Source organism: Yersinia sp. 2553 StPb PI (assembly GCF_052217105.1).
In the GTDB taxonomy this organism is placed as follows: Bacteria; Pseudomonadota; Gammaproteobacteria; order Enterobacterales; family Enterobacteriaceae; genus Yersinia; species Yersinia enterocolitica_E.
This window is the reverse complement of the sequence record NZ_JAZGPX010000002.1, coordinates 743,481-765,649: the sequence shown is the minus strand read 5'-3', so window position 1 is coordinate 765,649 and position 22,169 is coordinate 743,481. Positions and strand designations below refer to the sequence as shown.

Sequence of the window (22,169 nt, the reverse complement as noted above, 5' to 3'; positions counted from 1 at the left end):
TTACTCACCAAATAGCTAAATAATACCTTTCACTCCTTTCTTGTTTTATCAATCTGGCTATGATGAAGAATATCTTCTTATTCTGACCGCGAGAAAATTATGCTGATCGATTTACGTAGTGACACAGTAACTCAACCTGACACCGCAATGCGCAATGCGATGGCTAACGCTGAAGTGGGTGATGATGTCTATGGCGATGACCCAACGGTTAATGCCTTGGAAGCTAAAGCCGCCAGCCTGTCAGGTAAGGAAGCGGCACTGTTCCTACCAACCGGCACCCAGGCCAATCTGGTGGCACTATTAACCCACTGCCAGCGGGGTGAAGAGTATATTGTCGGTCAGAAAGCCCATAACTATCTGTATGAAGCTGGTGGCGCGGCAGTGCTTGGTAGCATTCAGCCACAACCTATTGAAGCCAATGATGACGGTACCCTGCCACTGGATAAAGTGTTGGCAGCCATCAAACCCGATGATATTCATTTTGCTCAGACCCGGCTGTTGAGTTTGGAAAATACCCATAGCGGCAAAGTGTTGCCTCTTCGTTATTTACAGCAAGCTTGGGCGCTGACTCGAGAGAAGAAACTGGCACTGCATATCGATGGCGCACGTATTTTTAATGCTGCCGTCGCCTTAAATGTGCCACTAAGCGAGATCAGCCAGTATTGCGATACCCTGACGATTTGCCTCTCAAAAGGGTTGGGCACACCGGTGGGTTCCCTGTTGTGCGGCAGTGCTGAGTATATTCAACGCGCCCGCCGCTGGCGTAAAATGACCGGTGGCGGTATGCGTCAGGCGGGTATTCTGGCCGCGGCAGGCTTGTATGCCTTAGAGCACAATGTCAGCCGGTTAAAAGATGACCATGACAATGCAATATGGCTAGAGCAGCAACTGCGCGCATTGGATATCGAAATTGCAGCACCCGGAGCGCAGACCAACGTACTGTATATTAAGCAATCCGCCGAGGCTGCCGCCAAGCTTGGCCCTTGGATGCGTGAACGCGGTATATTGATCAGTGCAGGCCCGGTAACTCGAATGATTACTCACCTCAATATCAGCCGCCATGATCTGGAGAAAGTGGTTGCGCTGTGGCGTGAATTTTTGACCGAGCAGCGCTCATGACACCGCAACGGATATTGGTATTAGGTGCCAGTGGCTATATCGGCCAGCACCTGGTTCCAAAGCTCAGCCAACAAGGACACCATGTTATTGCCGCCGCCCGCCGCATTGAGTGGTTAAAAGAGCAACAGTGGTCGGGAGTCGATTGTCGCTTCGTTGATCTTTATCAGCCAACCACCCTCAGTGCTGCGTTGCAAGATATTGATGTCGTTTATTATCTGGTTCATGGTATGGGCGACGGGCAGGACTTGATTGAACAGGAACGTATTGCTGCTAATAATCTGAAAACGGCGCTACAACACAGCGCCGCAACCTCATCGCCCACGGTGAAACAGATTATTTATTTAGGTGCATTACAACCCGAGGATAACAGCTCGCCTCATCTGATTGCGCGTAAGTTAACCGGTGAACTGCTGCGCCAAAGCGGCATTCCGGTCACCGAACTGCGCGCCAGTATTATCGTCGGCCCCGGTTCGGCCGCGTTTGAAGTGATGCGCGATATGGTTTATAACCTGCCCATCCTCACCCCGCCACGCTGGGTTCGTTCTAAATCTTCGCCCGTTGCACTGGATAACCTGCTGGTGTATTTGACTGAATTACTCAACCATCCGGCACAAGATAACCGAATTTTCGAGGTTGCCGGGCCGGAATACATCAGTTATCAGACCCTGTTTGAGCGCTTTATTGCGATCAGTGGTAAACGGCGTTGGCTGATTCCGATCCCACTCCCTACCCGGTTTATTTCGGTTTATTTCATCAATCTGGTCACCTCGGTACCCACGTCGATTGCCAGTGCATTGATTGCCGGATTGAACCATGATTTACCAGCCAATGGTGAGGCTTTGCAGGCGATTATCCCACAACAGCTGATAAGTTTTGACGACGCGGTCAAAGAGACACTGCGCCGTGAAGATGAAGTGGTCGACTCCGCCGACTGGGGCTACGACCCCGAGGCCCGCGCCCGCTGGCGGCCCGGCTACGGATTTTACCCTAAACAGGCCGGTTGCCAGCTATCGACTACCGCCTCCAGTGAGGCGCTGTGGCACGTGGTGCAACAAATCGGCGGTAAAGAAGGTTATTTTTATGGCAATCCGTTATGGAAAATCCGCGCCTGGATGGATGACATCGCCGGTGGTGGCGTGGTATATGGCCGCCCAGAGCGGGAAACACTGGCATTAGGCGACCTGATTGATGGTTGGAAAGTCATTACAATCAAACCATTACGCCAATTAGCCATGATGTTCGGCATGAAAGCGCCGGGTCTGGGCCGTCTCACTTTTACTATCAAGGATTTAGGTGGCTGCCGAAGCATTGATGTGCGGGCGTGGTGGCATCCGGCCGGTTTTAGCGGTTTACTGTACTGGTTTGTAATGATGCCAGCACACCTGTTTATTTTCCGGGGAATGGCAAAACGCATCGCGGCGCTGGCCGAGCAATATGATCGTGAACCTACCGCACCCGCGCACAACGAATCAGAGCCTTAAATCAAACGGCGTGATGCATCCCCTATTTAATGGGCGTTGCAGCTAATAACGCTGCAAATTCAAGTAAGCAGGGGATTCTGATTGCATAGCACCGCATTTCACGAAAGAATGGCATCTTATTTGCTGGGCGAATGATTCCAAACGCTAGCATTCTGATTTTTGGTGGGAACCGAATTCGCTATGAAGGTATTGGTCACCGGTGCAACCTGTGGGTTAGGCCGAAATGCCGTTGAATATCTCCGTCGTCAGGGTATTAAAGTCATCGCCACCGGCAACAATCCGGCGATGGGCGCATTGTTGACAAAAATAGGTGCTGAATTTATTCATGCAGATTTGACAAACCTGGTCTCCTCGCAGGCGAAAGCCATGCTGGCAGACGTCGATACCCTATGGCATTGCTCTAGTTTTACCTCTCCTTGGGGCACCGAACAGGCGTTCGAACTGGCTAATGTGCGCGCCACACGCCGTTTGGGGGAATGGGCCGCAGCCTATGGTGTGGAGAATTTTATTCATATCTCCTCACCTGCTATCTATTTCGATTATCACCACCATCGAAATATTCAGGAGGACTTCCGCCCGGCACGTTTTGCTAACGAGTTCGCCCGCAGTAAAGCTGCCGGTGAAGAGGTTATCAAACAATTAGCACTTTCCAATCCACAAACCCATTTCACTATTTTACGTCCGCAGGGGTTATTTGGCCCTCACGACACCGTGATGCTGCCGCGCCTGTTACAGATGATTAAGTATTATGGCACTTTGCTGTTACCCCGTGGCGGTAATGCGTTGGTGGATATGACTTACCTGGAAAATGCAGTGCATGCGATGTGGCTGGCGACTCAACGTGAGAACACGCTGTCCGGTCGCGCTTATAATATTACCAATCAGCAGCCCCGCCCGTTGCGCACCATCGTGCAACATTTACTGGAAGAGTTGGATATGACATGCCGTATCCGCTCCGTGCCCTACCCGATGATGGATATCATGGCCAGAGCCATGGAGAAACTGGGGAATAAAGCAGAAAAAGAGCCGGTGCTGACACATTATGGCGTCGCTAAGCTCAATTTTGATCTAACGTTGGATACCCACCGAGCTGAAGAAGAATTAGGCTATCGGCCCATTGTCTCACTGGACGAAGGGATTATCCGTACCGCCCGCTGGCTGAAAGAGCACGGTAAGTTATGCGCTAAGTAAAACAGCACCCTAGGTAAAAATTGGTGGAAATGGTTGATTTACTGACCAACTGCAACTCTGATGACTTTGGGTATATACTGAAATAACTTTCATAACAGATTCTTTCACCTAAGGTCATCATATGAAAAAGAAAAATATTGCCGTTGTTCTTCCTCTTGCCATTCTACTTAGCGCCTGTACCAGCACCGTTGATCCCGCTTATAAGGATATCAGCAGCCGTACTGCACCTTGTGTTGAAGGTGGGCCGGATACCGTAGCGCAAAAATTCTATGACCTCCGCGTGCAACAAATTGGTCATCAAAGTGGCTTGCCTGATGATAATCTCTCGGCCCAATTTCGCCCTTATTTGAGTCAGGCGTTGTACGAACAAATTCAGATTGCCAGAAAACAGACTGGCAACCGCACTACGACCCAGGTGAATAAAACTCAAACCATAAACGGCGATATTTTCACCAGCCTGCGGGAAGGGAGTACCAGTGCCGACGTTGCCAGTGCCTCAACCATTCCCAATACCGATGCCAGAAATATTCCGCTGCGGGTTAATTTGACGCATCAAACTGCAGGTGGCCAATCGGTGATGTGGCAAGACGAAGTGCTGATGATACGTGAAGGGACATGCTGGGTTGTCGACGATATCCGTTTTATGGGGGTATCTGCACCGGCAGGGAGCTTGCGGCAGCTACTGGGTGATCACTAACCAGCCCAAAATGCCACCAACACCCCTGCAATTTGAAAGAAAATGAGTATCCCCTATAGATTTCGGATTGCAGGTAGGCGGCAAAAGAGTGCATCCCGATGAGCTTACACTGGTAAGTGATTCGGGTTGGCGAGAGCAGCCAACACCCCTGCAATTTGAAAGATAACGGGGATAGCTCTGTCAGATTTATGCATCGCGTGACAAATTCCCTCGGATATCAGTCAAATCCAAATGTTATGCTGTTTTGCTGGGTTTATTCTGGTTATTAATAAATTTTAACGCACAAAGATTGCATAAGTATGCCGCGGAAGTTACCATTCACCGCATCATTGGCTATTCAGATTTGGCGCATGAGTATTCAACTTAACGGAATTAACTGTTATTACGGCGTACATCAGGCGCTGTTCGACATTACATTAGACTGCCCGGCCGGCGAGACCTTAGTGCTATTAGGGCCAAGCGGTGCAGGTAAAAGCTCATTACTGCGCGTACTCAATCTGTTGGAAATGCCCCGTTCAGGGACTTTGCAGATCGCCGGTAATCACTTCGACTTTACTCAGGCTCCCGGTGCAAAAGCGATTCGCGAATTGCGCCAAAATGTGGGTATGGTGTTTCAGCAATATAATCTTTGGCCACATCTGTCAGTGGTACAAAACCTGATTGAAGCCCCTTGCCGTGTGCTGGGTCTATCAAAAGATGAAGCCATGGCACGGGCGCAGAAGCTGCTGTCACGGTTGCGTTTGACTGATTTTGCTGACCGCTTCCCCCTGCACCTTTCTGGTGGCCAACAACAGCGAGTGGCGATTGCCCGCGCGTTGATGATGGAGCCGCAAGTTTTGCTGTTTGACGAACCCACAGCGGCACTTGACCCGGAAATTACCGCACAAATCGTCAGTATCATCCGTGAATTGGCTGGCACCGGCATCACTCAGGTGATTGTTACCCATGAGGTTGAAGTGGCCCGCAAAACGGCCAGCCGTGTGGTCTACATGGAAAACGGTCATGTGGTGGAACAAGGTGATGCCAGCCACTTTACACAACCAACAACCGAAGCTTTTGCCAGCTATCTGTCACATTGATATCTATTTGGGAATTTGCGATGAAAAAATTAATAATAGCGGCCGTCCTTGCCAGTATCAGTCTGTCCGCCTCTGCCGCGGAAACTATCCGTTTCGCGGCTGAAGCCACTTACCCGCCATTCGAATTTATTGATGCTAATAATAAAATGCAGGGCTTCGATATCGATCTGGCTAATGCGCTGTGTAAAGAGATGCAAGCCGAATGTACCTTTACCAACCAAGCCTTTGACAGCTTGATCCCAAGCCTGAAATTCAAACGTTTTGATGCGGTGATTTCAGGTATGGACATTACCCCTGAGCGCCAAAAACAAGTAGCCTTTACTAAACCTTATTACGATAACTCCGCACTGTTTATCGCTGAGAAAGGTAAAGTGGCTGATTTGGCGGCCCTGAAAGGCAAACGAGTCGGGATGCAGAATGGTTCTACCCATCAGAAATACCTGATGGAAAAACACCCTGAGATTACCGCCGTACCTTATGACAGCTATCAGAATGCTATTCTTGATTTGAAAAATGGCCGTCTGGACGCAGTATTTGGCGACACTGCGGTCGTCAACGAGTGGTTGAAGCAGAATAACCAACTCGCTGCGGTGGGTGACAAAGTGACTGACGCTGACTATTTCGGTACCGGTTTAGGTATCGCAGTGCGTCAGAACAACACCGAGTTACAGGGTAAGTTAGATGCTGCACTGGCGAAAGTTAAAGCAGATGGCACCTATCAGACAATTTATAAAAAATGGTTCCAGCAGTAATCTAAACACCCATGAATGAATTTCAACCTTTAGCAAGCGCCGCCGGTATGACCGTCGGCCTTGCCGTTTGTGCACTGGCCCTCGGTCTGGTTCTGGCGATGCTGTTTGCCGTCTGTGAATCATCACGGGTGAAAGTGGTCAGCTACCTGACTACCGGCTGGGTCACCATTTTGCGTGGGCTACCGGAGATTCTGGTGGTCCTGTTTATCTATTTCGGCTCCTCCCAGTTGTTGATGATGCTGTCGGACGGTTTTACCCTGAATCTTTATCTGTTTGAGCTACCCATTAAGCTCAATATCGATAATTTTGAGGTGAGTCCGTTCTTGTGCGGTGTTATCGCACTCGCCCTGCTCTATTCTGCTTACGCCTCGCAAACCTTACGCGGCGCACTGAAAGCAGTGCCTATCGGGCAGTGGGAGTCCGGTCAGGCATTGGGTTTGAGTCAGGCGGCCATCTTCTTCCGTTTGATCATGCCGCAGATGTGGCGTCATGCATTGCCAGGCTTGGGCAATCAGTGGTTAGTGCTGCTGAAAGACACGGCGTTAGTGTCACTTATCAGCGTCAATGACCTGATGCTACAAACCAAAAGTATTGCAACCCGGACCCAGGAACCTTTCACTTGGTATGTAATTGCAGCGGCAATCTACTTGGTGGTGACTCTGCTGAGCCAGTATGTGCTCAAATGGATTGAACTCCGTACCACTCGTTTTGAACGGAGCCCATCCTGATGCTGGAATATTTACCCGAGATCCTTAAAGGGCTGCATACCAGCCTGACGTTGACGATTGCATCACTGTTGGTGGCACTGGTGTTGTCGCTGCTGTTTACCATTGTGTTAACGCTAAAAACACCGATTATCACGCCACTGGTTAAAATTTATATCACACTGTTCACCGGCACCCCGCTGCTGGTGCAGATCTTTTTGATCTATTACGGTCCAGGTCAATTCCCCGCTATCCGTGAATATCCGTGGTTATGGAGCTTATTGTCGCAACCTTGGTTGTGCGCAATGATTGCGTTGGCATTGAACAGTGCGGCCTATACTACGCAACTGTTCTACGGTGCAGTTAGGGCAATTCCATCGGGTCAGTGGCAATCTTGCGAAGCATTGGGGATGTCAAAAGCCCAATCGTTACGCATCCTACTGCCATTTGCCTTTAAGCGCGCATTATCATCCTATTCCAATGAAGTGGTCTTGGTATTCAAAAGTACCTCATTGGCTTATACCATCACATTGATGGAAGTTATGGGCTATAGCCAACTGATGTATGGCCGTACCTATGACGTGATGGTGTTTGGTGCCGCCGGGATTGTCTATCTGTGCGTGAATGGTTTGCTGACGTTGCTGATGAGATTGGTGGAACGCAGAGCACTGGCGTTTGAGCGGCGCAATTAAGATTATTCTTTTGATTTTGTGACCAATTTGGTTGTTAGCTGTTTAGTTATCATATTCGGTTGTTAGGGCTTCACAGCTCACCTGACCTCCAATGAACCAACCGGCAAAGGGGCCATAAGCGTGGCCCCTTATGCAATCCCGCGCTTGCGCGAAATATTGCCCTGTGGGTAAACCTCCTGCGTCTTTCGGGCTAACGAGCCAGCGCGATTCGCATCCCTGCTCAAGCGCGCTTTTCGCGGGGGTAATTTGTCCCATCCCTGGAACTCACCCCTTCGGGGCCGCTGCTAGCAGCGTTCAAATCTGCTCCCGGCAGATTTGTCCATGCCCGCTCACTCTACCCTCCCTCCTGGTCGGCAACATTCCTGATTGCGCTCAACGTCAAAAGCCAATTCAAAACCATGGTTTTTAGGTTTTGATGTTTAAAAGCACATTTGAGCAGCCGAGTGAAGAGTGGAGTAAGGGAAATCCGCCATGGACGGCGGGTTGAGGCGTCATGAGCAGGGACGCGACAACACTGCGAAGCAGTTTTGAACAACGCTTGCGTTGGCCCGGAGGCTAGCCTCAAAGAGGCCATAATAAAGCCGTCCGCTAGCCGAAATGATGAGCCGAGGGTACCTGCGAAGCAGGCTGGGGATACGTGCGCAAGCGCAGGGGTTCCAAGGGGTTACGCGCTTGTAACCCCCTTGGCGGTTGAGGCACCACATGGCGAGGTGATCACCGCACTCATGTCAACCAAACCCAAACATCTCGCCTGTCCTGTCCTTCCAGTGATTAAAATAAAATTAAATTTTTAATCACATTACTTGCATATAAATTCATAAAATGGCAATGTAAATACCATAATTTATCCGAATAGAACGTGATGAAAAACCACCAGTTATAATAAAATCAATAACTAATAGCTCATTTTATTTAAAAAATTCAGACAGGAGTTTAAGCATGAAAAAGTTACTATTGGCAACCCTACTAAGTGGTATGGTTTTCAGCGCGACTGCCGCAGAAACTATTCGTTTTGCTGCCTCAGCCACCTATCCGCCATTTGAATCAATGGATGCCAATAACGAAATCGTCGGCTTCGATATGGATCTGGCAAAAGCGTTGTGTAAACAAATGGAGGCCAACTGTACCTTCACCAATCAGGCTTTTGATAGTCTTATCCCAGCGCTGAAATTCAAACGTTATGATGCCGTCATTTCTGGCATGGATATTACCCCTGAGCGTAGCAAGCAGGTCGCGTTCACCCAACCTTACTATGCAAACTCCGCCATTGTGATTGCACCAAAAGGTAAATTCAGTTCTTTTGCCGATCTGAAAGGCAAGAAAATCGGGATGGAAAATGGCACCACTCATCAGAAGTATTTGCAAGACAAACATCCTGAAATTCAGACGGTGGCTTATGACAGCTACCAGAATGCCATCATTGACCTGAAAAATGGCCGTATTGATGGGGTGTTTGGTGATACTGCGGTAGTGAATGAGTGGCTGAAAACCAACCCGAACCTGGCATCAGTTGGCGAACATGTGACCGACCCACAATACTTCGGCACTGGCCTTGGCATTGCGGTACGCCCGGAGAATACCGCATTGTTGGAGAAGTTGAATAAAGCCATTGATGCAGTGAAAGCCGATGGGACATATAAAGCTATCAATGATAAGTGGTTTCCAAACTGATTTAATAACTTCCCCAAAGTCATTGCAGTTGTAGGTAGGCGGCAAACGAACGCATCCCGATGAGTTTACTCAAGTAAGTGATTCGGGTGAATGAAGGTAGCTAACAACCCTACAACTTCAAGGCCGCAGGGTAAGTAAGATTAGAACTTCATAGTGGGCGGTATGCGGAAACATATCAAACAACTGCACCCGCTCAATATGGTAATCGGCTAATAGGCTGATATCTTTCGCCATTGTCTGCGCATTACAGCTTGAATAGAGTATGAATTCAGGTGCCATCTGAGCAAGATAGTCACACAGTTCAGCACCAATGCCACGCCGTGGGGGGTTAACCAATACCAACTGCGGCACTTGCGTTTCTGCGGTGGCGAAACGGGTGGAATCCAGTGCAGCAAAACTGACATTCTTTAATCCCAACTGCTGCGCCGATTGGCGTGCGCAGGCGATGGCTTCCGCGTTGATTTCAATACCGATGAGTTGCGTCTCGGTGCTGGCACAATGCAAACCAAAACCACCTACTCCGCAAAACAGATCCCACATACTGCTGATATCCAGCTCCCGCACCCATTGCCGTGCCGTGGCATACAGTGAGGCGGCAACCTGAGGATTGGTCTGGAAAAAACTTTGTGGCCGGATAAACAGCGGCACCTGATTAAACAGTTCGGGCAGCGCCTGCTGTTCAGTTAACGGGACTTCTTGCTCCCCTTCCAAGATTGCCATATGCACTGGCTGAATATTAGCCGAGATAACAGCCAGTTGAGGCAATTGCTGCTGTAACCATGGCAGTGCTGCGCGTAATTGCACCAGCTTGGTTTCAGAACGCAGTACAAAGCGCAGCATTAACTCACCGCTATAAGTACTTTCAGTCAATAACAGGAATTTAAGCTCGCCGCGTTTACGTGCAACGTTATAGGGTGTGAGACCGGCGCGGGCTATAAACGTTTTCAGCACGGTAAAGACCGGGGCAAAACTGGCCGGGTAGAGTGGACAGTCAGATAAATCGACCGGGGTACCGTCACGATGCAACATCCCTAATAGCGGCCGTTCAACACTACCACTGACCACCATTTTCGCTTTATTACGAAAAGCGTTCTCACGCCCGAAAACCGGCGCTAACCACTGAACCACAGGGTGACCAGCTAGCAGACTCTCCAAATGATGTTGTTTGTCAGCCAGTTGTTGTGGATAGGGTTTATCCAGCCACTGGCAGGAACGACAGCGACCCGCCGTATACTGTGCGCAATGCATTAATATTGACCGTTATAATCTGAGAAGTTGAATAATTTGCAGCCGAGGCTGTTGATGAGGCGAATTGTAGCATTGTGCCGCGCTAAACACTCATTTTGACTGAGGGAAATAGCGGTACCAGGGGAAAAACAGCAAACCGATAATCACCACATCAGGGATCTTCTGTAACAGTAGGCTATGTAGAATTTCGCTGCCGGTATCACCTTCAACCCGAAAAACATCTAAATACAACCAGTCCAGTGATACCATCAACAAATAAACACTCGCGATAATCTGACACGCCAAATAGCACCAACGCGCCCAGTTCTTGCGATAACACACCGCAGCGCCGCAGACAATCTCTAACAGCAATAGCACCACACTGGCCAAGAAGATCAGGCCAAAATCCCAGCTTTGCAGACTTTCACTGATAAATTCACCGGTACCCACCCACCCCAGAGTCGCAACCAATAATAATACGCCGAGGATACGGGTAGCAATAATGGCAGTACCGGCGATGAGGACCGGTACTGGCGTCGTTGCAGAGGATGAAAATGCTAAGGATGAAAATAGTTTTCTCATGTCGCCCTATCTGCCCTCAGTCCGGTTGCTGCAACCTAATGTTATCCCTGACAATAACGCCGCTGGTCAGCGGCGTTAAAGCAGAATGAAGCCTAACAGTTTTAACGGCAATCAGCTACGGGCAGCTTTTCGTAATTCACGCAACCGCTGCTTTTCCGAACGGGACATAAACCACCACGCGATTAAACCGATTATCCCAACCACCAGCAAGATAAGTGTGGCAAGGGCATTAATCTCTGGATTAACCCCCATCCGCACACTAGAAAAGACCAGCATCGGCAAGGTTGTCGCCCCTGGGCCGGCAACAAAGCTGGCAATCACTAAATCGTCCAGCGATAAAGTAAAGGCCAATAACCAGCCGGAGATTAATGCCGGTGCAATCATCGGCACGGTAATCACGAAGAACACTTTCAGTGGTGTGGCCCCCAAATCCATGGCGGCTTCTTCAATAGAACGGTCCAGCTCACGCAGACGAGAACTTATCACTACCGTCACATAGGCAGTACAGAAGGTGACGTGCGCCAGCCAGATGGTGAACATGCCGCGCTCTGCTGGCCAACCGATAGCATGCCCCATAGCAACAAACAGCAGTAGCAATGATAAACCGGTAATCACATCGGGCATCACCAACGGCGCTGTCAGCATAAAAGCAAAACCGGTTGAACCGCGAAAACGGCCAAAACGCACCATCACCACCGCGGCTATTGTCCCCAGAACCACCGCCATCGTGGCGGAGGCGGCGGCAATAGTCAGACTCAGGCCAACGGCAGATATCATCGCTGAATCATTAAATAGCTCTGTATACCAACGGGTTGACCACCCCGCCCATACGGTTACCAGTTTAGAGCTGTTAAATGAGTAGATAACCAGCATCAACATCGGCGCATACAAGAAGGTATAACCGACAATAAGGATCACCCGACGCCAGACCGAACGTACTTCCGGTAGGTTATTCATACCGGGCCTCCTATCTCTTTATTCTGATGCTTGTGGAACCAGAGTATCGGCACAATCAGCAGCACTAACATCACCGTCGCAACCGCCGAGGCAACCGGCCAATCGCGATTGTTAAAGAACTCTTGCCACAAAATACGACCAATCATAATGCTGTCCGGCCCACCGAGCAGTTCAGGGATAACAAACTCACCCACCGCAGGGATAAACACCAACATGGAACCGGCAACAATGCCACCTTTGGTCAATGGCACAATGACACTGATAAAGGTCTTAAATGGCTTGGCCCCCAGATCCAGCGCCGCCTCCACCAACGAATAATCCAGTCGGGTCAGCGCAGTATAGATTGGCAGTACCATGAATGGCAGATAGGAATAGACCACACCAATGTATACCGCCAGATTGGTGTGCAGAATAATCAGCGGTTGATCAATAATCCCGGCCCACATCAGGAAATTATTCAAGATTCCATTGTTTTTCAGAATACCCATCCAGGCATAAACCCGAATGAGGAATGAGGTCCATGAAGGTAAAATCACCAACAGCAATAAGATATTACGAGTGGATGATTTACTGTGTGCAATCGCCCAAGCCAATGGATAGCCGATAATCAGGCAGCATAGCGTCGACACCGCAGCCACTTGCAATGATTGCAGGTAAGCATCGATATACAGCGGATCATCGAGCAGTTGCAGATAGTTACCAAGATTGAGCGAGATATCCAACTTGCCGTCCAGCCAGGTAACCAGATCGGTATAAGGGGGTACGGCGCGCGCCATCTCGGCCAGACTGATTTTGAATACAATCAGGAACGGCAACATAAACAACAGAAATAGCCACAAATAAGGCATGGCAATAACCAGTTTACGGCCATGCGCCATTTGGTAACGCTGGACAAAAGCCTTAATCGGCCCGACAGTACGGGTCGGTGGTTCTGCTGCCCCACGGGTAGATTTAGACATCACGATATTAACTCCCCAAGGCTCTTAATTACCCAAAACCACGCAACTGTCAGCATCCCAACATAATTGCACTTCATCGCCCCATGTTGGCATCCCTTTACGGTAGCGATGACCATTTTGTAGCTGTGCACTCAGCATCTGCCCGCTGTGTAACTTCACATGATAAATGGATAAATCCCCCAGATAAGCAATGTGTACCACTTCACCGACCGCGAAGTTGCAGCCATCTTCTGGCACTTGTTCACACAACATCACTTTTTCCGGGCGCAGAGCCACAAATACCGGGACACCGTCTACCACCGAGGCATCAGAATCCACTTTCAATGGATGGCGCAGACCGGGGCTGTCAATCACCAATGCATCATCCAGCCGCTCTTTTAGTACTCCCTCAAATACATTCACCGAGCCGATAAATTCAGCGCTGAATCTACTGTTCGGATGTTCATAAATCTCTTCCGGTTCGCCAATTTGCACAAACTTGCCACGGTTCATAATGGCGATGCGCCCGGCCATCGTCATCGCTTCTTCCTGGTCATGGGTAACCATCACACAGGTCGCCCCCACCCGCTCCAGGATATCAACCACTTCCAGTTGCATCCGATCACGCAGCTTTTTATCCAACGCCCCCATGGGTTCATCCAGCAACAGCAGTTTTGGCCGTTTGGCCAAGCTACGGGCCAGAGCCACGCGCTGACGCTGCCCGCCAGAGAGTTGGTGTGGTTTACGCTTAGCAAACTCTTGCATGTGCACCAATGTCAGCATCTCTGCGACGCGGCTTTTGATCTCATCAGCAGGTAACTTGTCTTGCTTCAAGCCAAACGCGATATTTTGCTCAACCGTCATATGGGGAAATAACGCATAAGACTGGAACATCATATTGATCGGGCGCTGATACGGCGGCACATGAGACAAGTCCTGCCCATCGAGCACTATCTGCCCCTGAGTCGGCTGCTCAAAACCGGCCAGCATCCGCAACAGGGTGGATTTACCACAGCCTGAAGCCCCTAACAGCGCAAAAATCTCACCTTTGTAGATAGTCAGATTGACGTCATCTACCGCGGCCTGACCATCAAATGACTTGGTTAAGTTGCGGATCTCCAACAAGGGTGTAAACACCTTCTGGGATTTTGGCTGCGGGCGGGGAATTACATCATTCACTCAGCGTGCTCTCCGTAAAAGCAGAACAGGCCGCATTTAAGGTGCGGCACAATAAAAAACAGGAACAGGAAGATAAACTCCCTGCCCCTACCCTCGTTCATTTCACTTTCCATCAATGTGATATCAGCCACGCGTTGAGCGCAAGCTACTGATTCACACCAATGGGTTATTTACCACTTTTCACTTTTGTCCAAGCCCGGGTGATCACACGATCAATTTTCGGGTCTTGTACTTTCAGCGTGAACATTTTGGCGCGCACATCCGCTGGCGGATAAATACCAGGGTTATCACGTACTTCTGCATTTACCAATGGCGTTGCCGCTTTGTTGGCGTTGGCATAGAACACATGATTACTGATATTAGCAATCACATCAGGGCGCATCAGGTAATTCAGGAACTGATAGGCTTCATCCTGATTTTTAGCATCAGATGGCATCGCAAACACATCAAAGAACGCTAATGCGCCTTCCTTCGGAATGCTGTAGGCCACATTCACGCCATTTTTCGCTTCTTTGGCCCGATTAGACGCCTGCATGATGTCACCGGCCCAACCGACAGCGACGCAGATGTCACCATTTGCCAGATCATTAATATATTGTGAAGAGTGGAAGTAACGGATGTTCGGCCGCAGTTTCAGCAACAATTCAGTGGCAGGACCGGTGTAGTCGGTCGCCTGAATACTGTTTGGGTCTTTACCTAAGTAATTGAGTACAGTTGCAAAGATCTCACTTGGTGCATCCAGGAAAGAGACACCGCAACTTTTCAACTTCTCAAGATTTTCAGGTTTCAGTACCAGATCCCAACTGTTTACTGGCGCATCTTTCCCCAGAGCAGCTTTCACTTTCTCGACGTTATAGCCGATACCTGTTGTCGCCCACAAATAAGGAATAGCATATTTATTTTCTGGGTCGTGTTTGCTGACCAGCGCCAACAACTCAGGATCGAGATTTTTATAATTAGGTAGCTTACTTTTATCTAACGGCTTAAAGACACCCGCAGACAATTGGCGCTCAAGGAAACTAGCTGATGGCACCACTAAATCAAACCCGGTACTCCCGGCCATCAACTTACCTTCCAACACCTCGTTGGAGTCAAACACATCATAGACAACCTTAATGCCGGTTTCCTTTTGGAAATTAGCCAGCGTATCGGGTGCGATATAATCGGACCAGTTGTAAACGTGCAGTGTTTTTTCCTCAGCAGATGCTGAGACGGACGCGGCCATTAATAAGCCAGCAGCAACACCCGATAACCACTTTTTACGATGGGTGAACATCCGTTAACTCCTCCAGAATAGGGGGTGAAGTCGTGCGCTAAATTTGTATCCGCTAGGATACAACACCTTTGCCCTGCCGAGTGCTATTGCCACCTGCACCAGATGCATGACTATGCACGGTGAGTGATTATTCACCTAGTAAGAATAATCACTGTTTAGGCGGAGGAATATTATGCCCTTTGCAGAAACAGCAGCATAACCGCACTTGGCAATCCGTACCATACTCTAGGGTAAAAAACGCCTTTTATCGATTTTTTATGCACATTCTATCTATGTAATGCGCCACTAATGGCATAAACGGCGATAAATATCTGGCAAAGTAGGGTAAAAAGCAGAATATCTTATGGTTTACAGGGGAAATAACAGTGTGCCACCGCTATCAGCGGCACATTTAATGAAGGGATATTAGTGGATAACCGGATAAGCCGTCGCCGTCTGTAGCGATTCATCGTCGTCACTGTTGCCAATAAACAGTAAATCATTGGCACGCGCTTCCAGAATGATCATCGAAATCTGCTCTTCACACTGCTGCATAAAATAGCCAAATTGAGCAAATGTGACACCCACTTCTACCGTCAGTGACTGGCAGACAATCAATTTCGGCAAATTATCATCCTGAATATCGATAAAGGCTTTAACCGTCAGCGAGCTGGCATTTATTTGACTCAGATCCGCGACTAACGGGATAAGGGCCGTCGGCCTGACTTCAGCCAGCGCCGAGAACAAGATGATGTTATCAACCAAATCAACTTTGGCATCAAACACGCCCTCAAAGTTCTGCATATGCGGCAAATGCAGCGCCTGACAGGAGTCGCACTCAAAAAATGAGATACCGAGTTGATCCAGCCAACGCCGTAATAAGGCTAAATCCGGGACGATGAGTGAATCCATAACTACCTACCTCACGATTCTCATAAGACGAAAAGTGGCATAGCTTACGGAATATTAACCGACAGTGCTATGATCAATACCGACAAATTTAATGCCCTTATAAAGACTCAGTCATTATCCTGATCGGGTTTATTATCCTTTTTGCTCTGCTCTGCCTCTGATTCTTTGTTGGATGGCGGCCTTGATATTCTATCGGCGCTACCTAATAGTGGGCCAAAACCACTCGCTACGCGCCAAACAATACACGCAGCGGCAGGGAGCATCAGGCCAATCCCGACAAAAATCATAATAATGGCGACAGCTGGTGTTCCCATTGAACCAGATAATGACAAGTAGCCATTAATACTTAGGTAGGCAACAACCAGTAACAGCATCCCCAGCACTTCTGAAATAATCACAATGCGGGGCATATCTCCTAACGAGCGCATCTTTACCTCCGATAGGCTCTGCATAAGCGTTTATACAGTGTATTGAATCCCCACAACTTGTAACAGTACCGATAAGCAAATAGGTACGATTAATCAAACTAACAGGCAAATCCTGCTTTTTTTTCACCGCGTCAAAGGGCATAGTAGACCGCAGTAAGAGTGAGTAATGCGCTAGAAGTCATTTAACAGTTGAAGATAGAAAGAGCTGTTGGCGAAGTGATTACCCCTGTTTGAGAAATGGCGGGGATAGCTCAATTTAATTAAGGAGTTTTACATGTTTGCTGTGATTTTCGGGCGTCCTGGATGTCCTTATTGTGTCCGTGCTAAAGAACTGGCAGAAAAACTGGAAACTGAACGCGACGATTTTAAATTCCGTTACATCGATATTCATGCGGAAGGTATCACCAAAGCTGATTTGGAAAAAACCGTCGGCAAACCGGTAGAAACCGTACCGCAAATCTTCATTGATGAGAAACACATTGGCGGTTGCACAGATTTTGAAGCATACGCTAAAGAAAATCTGAGCCTATTCCAGTAATCTGGTCAGCCGCACAGAGCGTTTCCTCGCCAATATTATTTGGTTTTATTCGAAAAAGGGTGCTTAGCGCCCTTTTTTTATTGCTGGGACTCTAGTACCACACAGTAAAAACCGCCTCAGGAAACCAGACGAAGCGACCTACAAACAACATATAAGCCCATCTATAATTGGTAACAAAGCATATCCTTCTAGCGAGACCAAACTTCCTGCTTATTACTGGCTGTCTCGCAGCAGACAGATTAGAATAACTCCCACTATCGCCTGCCTTTATGTGCTGTTTAGCGATAAATATTCTGAGTTTAAAGAAATGCCCCTTCTACCTTTAAACCAAGAGCGTATACATCGTGGTCATTCGAGCTAAATAGAAAGTCATACTCGTGAATATAAACGTCGCAAATCTGTTAAACGGCAATTACATCTTGCTGTTATTCGTAGTTTTAGCCTTGGGGTTGTGCCTGGGTAAACTGCGACTCGGCCCTATTCAATTAGGTAATGCTATTGGTGTGTTGGTGGTATCACTGTTGCTTGGGCAACAGCACTTTACCATCAATACTGAAGCGCTGAATCTGGGCTTTATGCTATTTATTTTTTGTGTCGGTGTTGAAGCCGGTCCAAACTTTTTCTCTATATTTTTCCGCGACGGTAAAAACTACCTGATGCTCGCTCTGGTCATGGTAAGTAGCGCAATGATTCTGGCGTTGGGGCTGGGTAAATTATTTGGCTGGGATATTGGCCTTACTGCCGGGATGCTGGCAGGCTCCATGACCTCCACACCGGTTTTGGTCGGTGCAGGTGATACGTTGCGCCATACCATCGCCAATAACCCGGCGTTGCAACACGCGCAGGATAATCTGAGCCTCGGGTACGCCCTAACCTATCTTATCGGGCTGGTGAGCCTGATTTTGGGCGCACGTTATTTGCCCAAACTCCAACACCAGGACTTACCGACCAGTGCTCAGCAGATTGCTCGGGAGCGCGGTCTGGATACCGATAGCCAGCGTAAGGTCTATTTGCCTGTCATTCGCGCTTACCGGGTTGGCCCGGAACTGGTGGCATGGGCAGATGGTAAAAATCTACGTGAATTAGGTATTTACCGCCAGACGGGTTGTTATATTGAGCGTATTCGCCGCAATGGTATTTTAGCCAACCCAGATGGTGATGCGGTGCTGCAAGTGGGAGACGAGATTTCACTGGTCGGTTACCCTGACGCTCACTCCCGTCTTGATCCCAGTTTTCGTAACGGTAAAGAAGTTTTCGACCGTGACCTGCTGGACATGCGCATTGTTACCGAAGAAATTGTGGTTAAAAATAGCAATGCTGTTGGAAAGCGACTCAGCCACTTAAAATTGACTGACCACGGCTGTTTCCTAAACCGGGTGATCCGCAGCCAAATTGAAATGCCGATTGATGACAACGTAGTATTGAATAAAGGCGACGTACTGCAAGTCAGCGGTGATGCACGGCGCGTTAAAAGCGTGGCAGAAAAAATTGGCTTTATCTCTATTCACAGTCAGGTCACCGACCTGCTGGCTTTCTGTGCCTTCTTTATTCTCGGATTGATGATTGGTTTAATTACCTTCCAATTCAGTAATTTCAGTTTCGGCATTGGTAATGCTGCCGGCCTATTAATGGCTGGCATCATGCTCGGATTTTTACGTGCTAACCACCCTACTTTTGGCTATATCCCGCAAGGTGCGTTGAATATGGTGAAAGAGTTCGGGTTAATGGTCTTTATGGCTGGCGTCGGATTAAGTGCAGGTGGCGGTATTAATAGCAGCTTGGGCGCGGTCGGTGGACAGATGCTTATCTCTGGCCTAATCGTGAGTCTGGTCCCAGTCGTCATCTGCTTTCTCTTTGGCGCTTATGTATTACGCATGAACCGTGCTCTGCTTTTTGGTGCCATTATGGGTGCTCGCACTTGCGCACCGGCCATGGACATCATCAGCGATACTGCCCGCAGTAACATCCCGGCACTAGGATACGCAGGGACTTATGCCATCGCCAACGTACTATTAACATTGGCAGGTTCGTTGATCGTTATTATCTGGCCGGGAGTATTAGGCTAGTACACTAAAAAGGCCGTTGCGGAAAAAGCTAAACATTATTTTATACTTTTTTTATTTCCCCAGAACTTTCTTACTGGACTGGGGTCTGATTTAATGCCACTGCTTTTCTTTGATGTCCCCATATTGAGGAGCCCGATAGTCCCGCCTTCTTAGGTTCAAGACTAATCGGGTTTTTTCTTGCCTGAAATTTGAGTTCTGCCTATTTCTACTCTCGTCCATATCGCGCCATCTGCCCCTTAAGGCTTTCTTAAGACAATATTATTACAGTATTAGTATTCCCTATTTCCGCTTCAGGTTACTTCGTGAAGACCAGCAAACCTACCTCTCAAGCCAATGTCACTCCAGCGACATTAAATAATGCCTCAACAGCACAGATAATTAAGACAAACTCCCTTTACTCGTTGCCGTTATCCTTCTATTTTTGGCAGGTTTTTGGGTTAGTGATCTGTGGATTGCTCTTTCTGTGGCTGTCGAACAACGAGCAACTAGATTGGTTTATCAGTAATTACTGGTTTGATCCCGTCGGGCAAAATTTTCCATGGGAAAACAATTACTGGCTGGATTTACTCAACCACCGATTATTGAAAATAACCATTATCAGTACTGCCGTGGTGGCATTGTTATGGGGGATTTATCGCCGTAATGGGCGCTTGGTGACGACCATGTTGTTGTTTGGCATCGGTCCATTGGTAGTTGGGGTGCTAAAGGCCGTCAGCGCCCACTCCTGCCCTTGGGATCTGGTGGAGTACGGTGGCAAAGCTATCAGTTATGCGCTGATGGGTACCGCTCCTGTAGGTGCAGGTCCCGGCCACTGTTTTCCCGGTGGCCATGCATCCAGCGGTTTTGCCGTGATGGCACTGTTCTTCCTGTTCTACCCCGAGCGGCCTCGGTTGGCTTCGCTGTGTTGGTTGCTCGGTATTGGTCTTGGCATGTTGATGGGGTTTGGTCAAATTATGCGCGGGGCACATTTTCTTACTCATAACCTGTGGGCGGGTTGGTGGGTATGGCTGAGCCAGTTGGCTCTGTTTTGGATGATTAGCGGTTTTTACCGCCGCGATAAAGGTACTGAATAATGGAACAAATGAACTATTTTTTCTTTTCCATGATAAATGCGACCCCGGCATCACCGCCATGGATGATTTCTTTTGCGACCTTCATCGCACGTGACCTGATCATGATTATCCCCATGTTACTGGTGGCACTGTGGCTATGGGGGCCAAAAGATAGCATTAACTTGCAGCGAGCAGTGGTAACCAAGGCAGCAATCGCTCTTGTTTTCTCTATGCTTTCAGCGGCTTGCATCGGGATGCTTATCCCACACGATCGCCCTTTTGTTGTCGGTTTTGGCTATAACTTTATGAGCCATGCACCCGACAGCTCTTTCCCAAGTGATCACGGCACCGCTATTTTCACCTTTGCCTTAGCCTTTGTTTTTTGGCACAAACTCTGGTCCGCAGTCAGCATGATGGTCGTCGCGGCCGCCATTGCATGGTCACGTATTTACCTGGGTGTTCATTGGCCACTAGATATGGTGGGTGCCTTCTTATTAGGGATTATTGGTTGCCTATTCGCACAGTTAGTATGGAATTTATTCGGTGACGCTATCGCAAGTGGTATGACTCGCCTTTATCGTATTAGTTTTGCTCTGCCTATCAGTAGAGGATGGGTCAGAAGCTAGTCACGCTAGGTTATAAATCTCACATTGCCGATGGCTCTAAAAGATCGGCAATATCCACCGCCGCCAGTCACATTATAAAATAATCCTTTAAAATCAATTTACAAAAGAAAGTCACCTATTGATTACCGGTGCATTTAAGCCGCTAAAATGTAATTAAAATAACAAAATAAAATGTAAAACAGTTAAATATGTGAGAATTACCTTTGTTTTCCTCTGATAATGTTACTATTATAACAGTAGTGATAACTTACAGATGAACAAAAGGATAAAAATCATGACGATCAATTATGCTAATTACATTGACCATACTCTATTGGCAATGGATGCCACGGAAGCCCAAATTATCAAGCTGTGTGAAGAAGCTAAACAGCATCATTTCTATGCCGTATGTGTTAATTCTGGGTACGTGCCAGTCGCCGCCCAACAGTTAGCCGGTAGTACGGTTAAGGTGTGCTCAGTCATTGGTTTTCCACTGGGTGCGGGTCTGACTGAAGCAAAAGCCTTTGAAGCTCAGGCAGCAATCAACGCTGGGGCGCAAGAGATTGATATGGTTATCAATGTTGGCTGGCTAAAAAGTGGCAAAATTGCCGAAGTTAAAGCCGATATTAAGGCTGTACGTGATATTTGCGCCACTACACCGTTGAAGGTAATATTAGAAACCTGCCTGCTAAGTGATGCTCAAATCGTACAAGTTTGTGAAATGTGTCGTGAGCTTGACGTAGCTTTTGTGAAAACCTCAACAGGCTTCAGCACCGGTGGTGCCAAAGAAGAACATGTTAAATTGATGCGTGCTACGGTTGGTCCGGTAATAGGCGTTAAAGCCTCTGGTGCAGTTCGTGATCAAAAGACAGCAGAAATCATGATCAACGCAGGGGCGACACGCATTGGTACCAGCTCTGGTGTAACCATTGTTTCGGGCCAACAGGCCGTGGCATCAAGCTACTAACTCATTGTAAGTCTATTAATCGATTGTTTAGATTCGAATCGATTGTCAGCCCGGCTACTGCCGGGCTTATTTATTGC

Annotated in this window: 22 protein-coding genes; 14 read left to right on the top strand and 8 right to left on the bottom strand. The window is 48.3% G+C overall.

All coding sequences use genetic code 11. The features are described 5' to 3' along the window. The first annotated feature begins 99 nt into the window (after positions 1–99). The 9 genes from ltaE to artJ (V2A84_RS04700) all read left to right on the top strand — a co-directional run bounded on the left by ltaE (position 100) and on the right by artJ (V2A84_RS04700) (position 9,386). Positions 100–1,119, top strand: a complete 1,020-nt coding sequence (gene ltaE, locus V2A84_RS04740; protein ID WP_083158414.1) for a low-specificity L-threonine aldolase — start codon at positions 100–102, stop codon at positions 1,117–1,119. Further along, on the top strand, positions 1,116–2,600 hold the full coding sequence (locus V2A84_RS04735) for a DUF2867 domain-containing protein (RefSeq protein WP_083158413.1): 1,485 nt from the start codon (positions 1,116–1,118) through the stop codon (positions 2,598–2,600). The genes ltaE and V2A84_RS04735 overlap by 4 nt, the downstream gene beginning before the upstream one ends. 180 nt (positions 2,601–2,780) lie before the next feature. Continuing rightward, the gene (locus tag V2A84_RS04730) at positions 2,781–3,791 is read left to right on the top strand and encodes an NAD-dependent epimerase/dehydratase family protein (RefSeq protein WP_083158412.1); all 1,011 of its coding nucleotides are present in this window, start codon (positions 2,781–2,783) and stop codon (positions 3,789–3,791) included. Between the two features lie 121 nt (positions 3,792–3,912). Next, entirely contained in the window at positions 3,913–4,488 is a 576-nt protein-coding gene (locus tag V2A84_RS04725; RefSeq protein ID WP_372569329.1) for a lipoprotein, read from the top strand. 350 nt (positions 4,489–4,838) lie between these two features. Beyond that, positions 4,839–5,567: an arginine ABC transporter ATP-binding protein ArtP gene (gene artP / locus V2A84_RS04720; RefSeq protein ID WP_050074082.1), complete on the top strand. Its 729-nt coding sequence runs from the start codon at positions 4,839–4,841 to the stop codon at positions 5,565–5,567. A 20-nt stretch (positions 5,568–5,587) separates the two neighbouring features. Further along, positions 5,588–6,319 carry an arginine ABC transporter substrate-binding protein gene (artJ, locus tag V2A84_RS04715; RefSeq protein WP_005184779.1) on the top strand — a complete coding sequence of 244 codons (732 nt, stop codon included), beginning with the start codon at positions 5,588–5,590 and terminating at the stop codon, positions 6,317–6,319. An 11-nt stretch (positions 6,320–6,330) separates the two neighbouring features. Further along, a complete protein-coding gene (gene artQ / locus V2A84_RS04710) occupies positions 6,331–7,047 on the top strand; it encodes an arginine ABC transporter permease ArtQ (protein ID WP_005184781.1) in 717 nt (238 codons plus the stop codon). Next, positions 7,047–7,715 carry an arginine ABC transporter permease ArtM gene (gene artM / locus V2A84_RS04705; RefSeq protein ID WP_032899150.1) on the top strand — a complete coding sequence of 223 codons (669 nt, stop codon included), beginning with the start codon at positions 7,047–7,049 and terminating at the stop codon, positions 7,713–7,715. The genes artQ and artM overlap by 1 nt, the downstream gene beginning before the upstream one ends. A gap of 939 nt (positions 7,716–8,654) precedes the next feature. Beyond that, a complete protein-coding gene (artJ, locus tag V2A84_RS04700) occupies positions 8,655–9,386 on the top strand; it encodes an arginine ABC transporter substrate-binding protein (protein ID WP_083158405.1) in 732 nt (243 codons plus the stop codon). A gap of 117 nt (positions 9,387–9,503) precedes the next feature. On the opposite strand, the gene rlmC is transcribed toward artJ (V2A84_RS04700), so the two are convergent. From rlmC to V2A84_RS04660, 8 genes are all read right to left on the bottom strand, one after another. Next, entirely contained in the window at positions 9,504–10,634 is a 1,131-nt protein-coding gene (gene rlmC / locus V2A84_RS04695) for a 23S rRNA (uracil(747)-C(5))-methyltransferase RlmC (protein ID WP_083158404.1), read from the bottom strand. Between the two features lie 90 nt (positions 10,635–10,724). Then, positions 10,725–11,195 carry a YbjO family protein gene (locus tag V2A84_RS04690; RefSeq protein WP_083158403.1) on the bottom strand — a complete coding sequence of 157 codons (471 nt, stop codon included), beginning with the start codon at positions 11,193–11,195 and terminating at the stop codon, positions 10,725–10,727. Positions 11,196–11,306: 111 nt separating this feature from the next. Further along, on the bottom strand, positions 11,307–12,152 hold the full coding sequence (potI, locus tag V2A84_RS04685; RefSeq protein WP_050084992.1) for a putrescine ABC transporter permease PotI: 846 nt from the start codon (positions 12,150–12,152) through the stop codon (positions 11,307–11,309). Further along, the gene (potH, locus tag V2A84_RS04680) at positions 12,149–13,111 is read right to left on the bottom strand and encodes a putrescine ABC transporter permease PotH (RefSeq protein ID WP_372569332.1); all 963 of its coding nucleotides are present in this window, start codon (positions 13,109–13,111) and stop codon (positions 12,149–12,151) included. The genes potI and potH overlap by 4 nt, the downstream gene beginning before the upstream one ends. A 24-nt stretch (positions 13,112–13,135) precedes the next feature. After that, complete coding sequence (gene potG, locus V2A84_RS04675; protein WP_083158401.1) at positions 13,136–14,269, bottom strand: putrescine ABC transporter ATP-binding subunit PotG; 1,134 nt, start codon at positions 14,267–14,269, stop codon at positions 13,136–13,138. Positions 14,270–14,435: 166 nt separating this feature from the next. After that, positions 14,436–15,545 carry a spermidine/putrescine ABC transporter substrate-binding protein PotF gene (gene potF, locus V2A84_RS04670; protein ID WP_083158400.1) on the bottom strand — a complete coding sequence of 370 codons (1,110 nt, stop codon included), beginning with the start codon at positions 15,543–15,545 and terminating at the stop codon, positions 14,436–14,438. A gap of 405 nt (positions 15,546–15,950) precedes the next feature. Further along, positions 15,951–16,436: a YbjN domain-containing protein gene (locus V2A84_RS04665; RefSeq protein ID WP_083158399.1), complete on the bottom strand. Its 486-nt coding sequence runs from the start codon at positions 16,434–16,436 to the stop codon at positions 15,951–15,953. A gap of 107 nt (positions 16,437–16,543) precedes the next feature. Continuing rightward, positions 16,544–16,864, bottom strand: a complete 321-nt coding sequence (locus V2A84_RS04660; protein ID WP_083158398.1) for a YbjC family protein — start codon at positions 16,862–16,864, stop codon at positions 16,544–16,546. Between the two features lie 274 nt (positions 16,865–17,138). Here V2A84_RS04660 and V2A84_RS04655 point away from each other — a divergent pair, with 274 nt between their 5' ends. The 5 genes from V2A84_RS04655 (at position 17,139) to deoC (ending at position 22,092) form a co-directional block, all read left to right on the top strand. Then, complete coding sequence (locus V2A84_RS04655; RefSeq protein ID WP_004873700.1) at positions 17,139–17,402, top strand: GrxA family glutaredoxin; 264 nt, start codon at positions 17,139–17,141, stop codon at positions 17,400–17,402. A 377-nt stretch (positions 17,403–17,779) separates the two neighbouring features. After that, entirely contained in the window at positions 17,780–19,468 is a 1,689-nt protein-coding gene (locus V2A84_RS04650; RefSeq protein WP_083158397.1) for an aspartate:alanine antiporter, read from the top strand. Between the two features lie 401 nt (positions 19,469–19,869). Then, positions 19,870–20,541: a phosphatase PAP2 family protein gene (locus V2A84_RS04645; RefSeq protein WP_193784807.1), complete on the top strand. Its 672-nt coding sequence runs from the start codon at positions 19,870–19,872 to the stop codon at positions 20,539–20,541. Beyond that, positions 20,541–21,146, top strand: a complete 606-nt coding sequence (ybjG, locus tag V2A84_RS04640; RefSeq protein WP_193784632.1) for an undecaprenyl-diphosphate phosphatase — start codon at positions 20,541–20,543, stop codon at positions 21,144–21,146. Before V2A84_RS04645 ends, ybjG begins: the two co-directional genes overlap by 1 nt. Positions 21,147–21,420: 274 nt before the next feature. After that, positions 21,421–22,092, top strand: coding sequence for a deoxyribose-phosphate aldolase (gene deoC / locus V2A84_RS04635; protein WP_083158395.1), 672 nt, complete (start codon positions 21,421–21,423; stop codon positions 22,090–22,092). The last annotated feature ends 77 nt before the right edge of the window (positions 22,093–22,169 follow it).